A 6,618-nucleotide genomic window follows, 5' to 3' on the forward strand; every position below is an offset into this window, starting at 1 on the left:
GAACTTTTCTGACTTTTCTTCAGCTATTTATGAATGTCTGAATGATGCCCATCTGAAACATAAAAAAGAACTGGATTCCTTGCTGACTCTACGATTTCAGAAGTTTAATAAATCTCAGATTATGAACGTCTAAAGTATAGTAAGCTCCCCTACTATAAAAATAGCCAATTAGTAAATCGCGGTAGGGCTTATATTAGCGAAACCGTATTAACGGTTCCCTTTACACAACCCCAATTGACCTTAAAAGCAGGCATTCACCTACACTGGTCTTTGCCGGATGCGCTGACTAACGGTATAGCGAGAGATGGAGAACAAGGCATCACCTTTCCCCTTGTACCTAATCGCTGGCTAATTATACGACGTGGGAGCAATATAGCAGAAAAAAAATGGGTTGTAGAAAGTGATTATCTGTATCCTGAAGGTGCTACACCAGAAGATACAATTAATATCCTCCATGATCCGGTCACCAATGAGTATCAACCCTATCGTTTTCTGGGGCGTAAATTAGAATTGGGAGCATGGCGCTCAGGTACGGCAAATGCCCAATATATTCAGGAATTGTCCGCTATTGGACCCTTCGCCACAGTTGATGGCTTAGACAACGAAAAAATTGCCTTTGCTGGTTTTTATCCTAACTGTCGTAGTGTGTTCGGTTTTCATGATGAGGACTTCACCACCAACACAACCCCGCCCAAAGACCTACGATATGATGTCATTGGCTGGTATAGCGACGGCGAAAATGATTATCTTGACAAATTTATCAAAGAACAGTACCCAGACAGAGATCCTTTAAGCCTTTTAGACACTTTGCAAAGTAAAGCTGGCTGGACAGTAGAAATAGGCGATAACCAAAGTTTCCCCGATCGTCTTCTCTGTCATGCTTCCCTAAGTTTTGCGCCTGGTGCTTCTGTAACTAACCCACAAGCGATTAAATTCCAAGGAACGATCGCCGTAGGAAACAACCAAGAAGAAGCCATAGCAGCTTATGTAGCTAGTCAACTGGACACAACAAATACAGAAAATCGCAAAACGATTGAGGAGCAGCTAGAAGCCATACAAATGAGTGGGCGTTTAGTACAGCAAAATCTCGACTTTGGACCAAAGTTTCGACAAGGACTACACGAGGACAGCTTTACTGGCCAATGTAAAGAGATATCATGGCAGGTAGTGCCGGAATCTGATCCCAAAATTTCCCAGTCGGGAAGTGCCAACCCAGCAAATGCCGTGCAAGGCGAGGGAATAATGCAGGTGACATTATCCGCCAACATCAGTGATCGCATCAGTAAAGTTAACGAAGCACAGCGTGAATACGACCAACAATTAGCAAAAGTTGGCTCAATTCGAGAACAAGTCTATGCTGATTGGTATAAGTATATGCTGGCCACTTATGTTGAGACAACAGGATTCCTGGACAGAACCAATATACGGACACTGGGAACAGGATCTAATGCTATCGAAGGAAGAAGCGACAGTAATCTAGTTCAAACGTTCCTTAAGGACACTGCGGAGAACAATCAATATGGGGTAAAAGCCTTAGAGAATGCCATCAAAGCTGCTGGGGTCTTGAACTTACAGAAAAATACAGAAGGTCAAATTATCAGCGCTGCTGCTCCTAAGAATTCAAAAGCGAGCGGACTTGCCGGGTCGATTAACAGACCTTTTGACAGTAATTCAAATTTTGACTTTGACAGCGATTCAAAAGCAAGCCAACTGGCGCAGTCGATTAACACACTAATTGCTGAAGTGCAGCAGTTTAACAAAGAATCCCGTTTAATTGCTCCCAAAAAATCAGTCCAAGTCACTGGCGATTCTACCTTAGTGGATGACGATATTGCCATGAAGTGTTTATCTTTCGAGGGCAATCAGAATTATAAAATCTCTAATTTAGGAAATATCCAGTCCCTCTCGATGTGGGTAAACATACCAGAGGGAGTTCAGGGTTCCCTTTTAGAGGTAGAAAGCACCAGCCTTCATGTTAATTCTACTAATGGAATTAGCAGCACTTTTGACAAAATTTACATTAACGGACAACAGGTAAACGGACCGATTAACTGGACAGCAATTCCTAAGAGTCGGTGGGTTTTCCTCCACTTAGAGGCTAATAACCCCTTTAGTGGCACCGTCTATTTAATGTCTAACTCTTCCGGTAGCCATCGTTTACGGGGACGCATCGCCAGCGTTAGCTTCCACAAAAAACCCCTATCTCCGACCGCAATTGACCGGGATTACCAAGACAAAATCGGTTTGTTACGACCATCTTACACCATCAAAATAGTTCCAGGGCCTCGCTATTGGCAGCCAAATGATCCCGTAGTTTTAATGACTGGGGAAGTCGCTAAACCGACTCGCAACCGTGACGACGAGCGTTTGAGGACAGATGGTTTGCTGCAATGTCAATTATTAACTGAGTCCATTGACTTGCAGAGCTTATCTGACAACACCTTAGATATTTTTGTCCAATTTCTCAGGGAGTTTGGCAACAACCCCACAGAAAAAATTGGCTTCCGTCAATGGGCAAATCAGCCTTGGAACCCCTTCCTGTTGGAATGGCAAGTGCAATTGAAAGGACTAGAACACAAGAGTCAACAAACCAAGAACGACGACGATAAATACACCCCAAGTGTAAACTACGACACTAACATCTTCAAAGATAAATATCAATTGCGGGTCGATGGACTTGAAATCACCCCGACGGATGCAAGTGCGAATCATTTTGCTAATTATCCCGACCTTTACAGGGGAGCTAGTTTTCTCTCTTCCTCGGCTAGTATGTTGCTCAAGGACAATCTTATAGATTACTTGACTAAGTATTTATTGCCCGACTATTACCAAGAACAAAAAATATCCCCAGACGACCAAACCGAGGACTACCTGGTCAAGAATTTTAAAGCTGTCAAGGGGTGGTATGACCGGAAAAACCCCACAGCTAGTGATCCTTTTTTTACGGCGCTGCGGGCCTATCAACAACTGCAATCTCTTAACGGCTGTCTCGCCCAGAGTCTCGGCGGCTTTAGTGATGCGCTACTCACCTATAATCGGACAATTCAGTTAGCTGTCAAGGATAATCTACTTCCAACAACTAAACGAGTTCCAACAACTACAACAACTAAAGGAGTAAAAGACTTCCAGGAAAACGTGCAGAACACTTTAACACTTAGCTCTCTTCTCGTACCGGACAGTCTTTTGCGATCGCCTTTAATTGGATTCGACTTTAGTCCCATTCGTCTAGGAGGATTAAAAATTACTGATTTGCGACTTGTGGATACCTTTGGACAGGTTAATGTCGTGCTTGACACTAACAATAGCCGTGAGATTGTCACTAGCCAACCCCTAACACTGCCATCAGCTTTTGCTAATGTATTATCAACCCATCCCATCTACCTGCCACCCCGTTTAGCCCAACCCGCCCGCTTGAATTTTCGCTGGCTATCGGCCACTCAACCACAGCGGACTCGCCGCAGTAAAAGCAGTAAACCAGATCAGGAAATGAATGATACCCTCGCCACCAAACCAATCTGTGGCTGGGTTTTGCCCAACAACTTAGATAACAGCCTGACTATTTATGATGATGAGGGCAAGGCTCTAGTCATGATTGACCGCACCGCTACATTGCGCTCTGTTCCGGGACATGATTACAGTGAGCAGGAAATTAAGGACATTATTGCTCGGACTAACCCTTATCTCAAGCAAATGGTCCGGTATCTGATTAACCAGGGGCCGGCATTTATGTCCGATTTCCTCACCACTGTCAATGCAGCCTTAGAAACCATTGACCCCGAAGGATTTGCTCAACATAAAGCCATCTCCTTGCTAGTGTCGCGACCTTTAGCTCTAGTACGAGCCCGCATCAATTTAGATATCCAAGGCATACCCGCCGTTAGCCAGAACAGGATATCCTTCTCTAACGATCTTTTCTACAATAAATTCCGAACCACACAAGCTTTTGAAAAGGTCAAATTCCCCATCCGTATTGGTGAATATCGGCAGTTTAATGATAGTTTGGTGGGCTACTGGGTAGAAAAAGCCGATGATGGTACTTACAAAGACAGCGTTTTTTATGCTCCCCAAAGTTGCTATGTTCCCCACGAAAAGATCAAAACCCTGTTTGAGAATGAAGAAGATCTCACCCCTGACACTCCCTTGAATCTGGAGCAAACCTTAGAGGAAAATACAGCCCAAACTCTAGTGATGTTAATCGACCCTCGTGGACAAGTTAACGCGACTTGTGGCCTACTTCCTGCTAAGAGTATTTCTATTCCGCCGGAACAGTATGTACCTGCTTTACAAGCGATGGAAGTTACCTTTTTAGCGGCACCACTTCTGAGTGATCTTAACCCAATCAATGATCTTGATCAGATCAAGCTTTCCCTTCCCGAAGTAGCCAATTATGAATGGTCTTGGTTAGGAAAAGATGGTACTGTCTGGTCAAATCGTCCCCTAGTTCCCTTTGATTCTCAGTCCGTTTACTCCAGTCCACAAAAAATCTATGATGGCTGGCTAAAATTAACCAGAAAAACAGAAACTAATGAATGAAAACAAACAAATTTCCCTCGAATTAACTTTGGGGGAAGTCAACCAAGTTTTAGAAGCTTTGGGTACCATGCCTTACCGCCAAGTCTATCAACTGATTGGCAAAATCCAGAGACAAGGAGAATCCCAATTAGAGCAACCTGAATCAACCGATTCATGGACTCAAGAAGTCCAAACCGTCAGCGAATAAAGCTCAACCACATACATCAATTTCTTTTTTTTCCCAGGAGTAATGATCATGCTTAACAGAGTTCCCGAAAAAATTCGTCAAGCCGAAGGAGCCATCAAACGCAAAGCCATTGGTTTGGCCGGACTTTTAAGCCAAGAGCCTTTGAAATTTCAGTTTTATTACGGAGACGAAAACAACCCTGAAATTATTAACACCATCTATTTAAAAGATAGTCATGATCCCTTAAAGTTATATTTAAAGGTGTTTAATGACAGCGGCAAGGTAGTTACATTTAAAGACCCCAAAGGCTCCGAGAATCCCCCTACAGGATCAGTGGGGGATGAAACAGCTAGTGCGACAAACTGCCATTTTCACCTCCATTTTGAAAAAGATTTAGGGCTTAACCCTCATGAGATAGAGATAGACCCAGATTCAGACAGTGGACAGTGGCAAGTCAATTATGACGATGAACCAAACTTTTTTGCGGTATATTTTCTTCACAAACAAGAACTATCCTTGCCGCCGCATGAGGGTATTACGATATGTTTTTTGAACCTGACAGCTAATACTCGCACTGTTAAAACCAGCAATGTTGAAGTGTTATATGGTGGAAAGGATCTAGTTTGGAAGGGAGAAGACCAGGAAGATATTGAGGATGAAATAACCTCCAGAATCACAATTTCTGTGATCAATCATCTCAGTAAGACGCAAATTCCTTTACAATTTCGGGTCTTAGGTTCTAATAAGATTCTCAACGATGGAACTACCAAAAACACTCTAAGATTAAAAGTGATCAATTCCCCCTTGTCTAATAATGAAAGAAAGATTCTCTCATTAGACCAAAGTTCAAAGTTTATTGTCAGCTTTGAGCAAGGGGAGCATCAAGACGCACTGGTGGCAACAACTAGCCAGTTAAACGCCGTTCAAATCAACGTAAAAGATCCCGAGGATTGGGCACCAGAACATACGACAAATTCCACTCAGTGGAGTTTTACACCCCAGGCATCCCTGAAGCAATTAACAGCAGGACAGGGAATCGAGCTAACAATTAGCGATTTAGTAACAAGCGGTGTTTCTGGACTAGCCTGTATATATATTGACTATCAAAACATTGGTAGCTATCCCGATGGGCGGCTAGTTATACCTATCGAAAAAACGCCACTTTTGTATAGTGGGGGACAGGTTGGTATCGGTATTAATAATCCCCAAGCTAAACTTCATGTGAATGGTGGGAATGCGGTTATTAGTGGTAAGGTCGGCATCGGTACTACAACTCCTAAAATCCATCTAGCAATTGGTGATAATGACACGGGGCTACATTTAGAGGACTCTCAAAACCTGAGCCTCATGGTAAAAGGTGAACAACGAGTGGCAATGCCTCATGGTAAGCCTGTTGTCATCTCTGGTGGGTTGGCAGTGGGTCGTGATAGCACATCGATTCATCGAATATTGTGTGGCAGAGTCACTGTCCTCGAAAATAGAAATGTTGGTTGGGTTGACGCAGACGAGATTAGCTCCGTGATACTCATCAGCACCGGTATTTTCAAAATAAGTTTTAAAGTACCATTTGAAAGTTTTCAAGAAGTTCCGACAGCTATTGTTATGCTTACGTCACTAGATGAAGGATGCACAGTCCATCCTGAGTTCACTTATCGGGAGTTTTTTACGGTACGGACGAAAGATGCTAAGAGTCAAGAACTTAAAAACGCATCTTTTAACTTTTTTATTATTCTACCAACTTCGTCCGAGAGACCTTGGATCATCAGATCGGAAGAGTTAAGGGCGTTGCATAATAGAGATATGAATGGAGGAAATCAAAATGCAATGCCCTGAATGTAAATCTACCCATATCCGTAAAAATGGCATCAATAAACAAGGTAAACAAAATCATATTTGTGTAACCTGTGGCCGTCAATTTA

At 43.0% G+C, this 6,618-nt stretch carries 4 protein-coding genes and 1 pseudogene; all 5 read left to right on the forward strand.

The window, feature by feature from the left end:
* Positions 1–133, forward strand: a pseudogene (locus IM509_RS00610) (IS630 family transposase); the annotation flags it as partial.
* Positions 112–4,533 carry a hypothetical protein gene (locus IM509_RS00615; protein ID WP_272079491.1) on the forward strand — a complete coding sequence of 1,474 codons (4,422 nt, stop codon included), beginning with the start codon at positions 112–114 and terminating at the stop codon, positions 4,531–4,533. The pseudogene IM509_RS00610 and the gene IM509_RS00615, both read left to right, overlap by 22 nt.
* The gene (locus IM509_RS00620; protein WP_072923865.1) at positions 4,526–4,720 is read left to right on the forward strand and encodes a hypothetical protein; all 195 of its coding nucleotides are present in this window, start codon (positions 4,526–4,528) and stop codon (positions 4,718–4,720) included. The genes IM509_RS00615 and IM509_RS00620 overlap by 8 nt, the downstream gene beginning before the upstream one ends.
* Positions 4,721–4,768: 48 nt before the next feature.
* Positions 4,769–6,532: a hypothetical protein gene (locus IM509_RS00625; RefSeq protein WP_185237878.1), complete on the forward strand. Its 1,764-nt coding sequence runs from the start codon at positions 4,769–4,771 to the stop codon at positions 6,530–6,532.
* A partial coding sequence (locus IM509_RS00630; protein WP_420372278.1) for a transposase-like zinc-binding domain-containing protein occupies positions 6,519–6,618 on the forward strand: 100 nt, incomplete at its 3' end. The genes IM509_RS00625 and IM509_RS00630, both read left to right, overlap by 14 nt.

Origin of the sequence: Microcystis sp. M31BS1, from assembly GCF_020245285.1 — a bacterium.
GTDB classification, from domain to species: Bacteria; Cyanobacteriota; Cyanobacteriia; order Cyanobacteriales; family Microcystaceae; genus Microcystis; species Microcystis panniformis.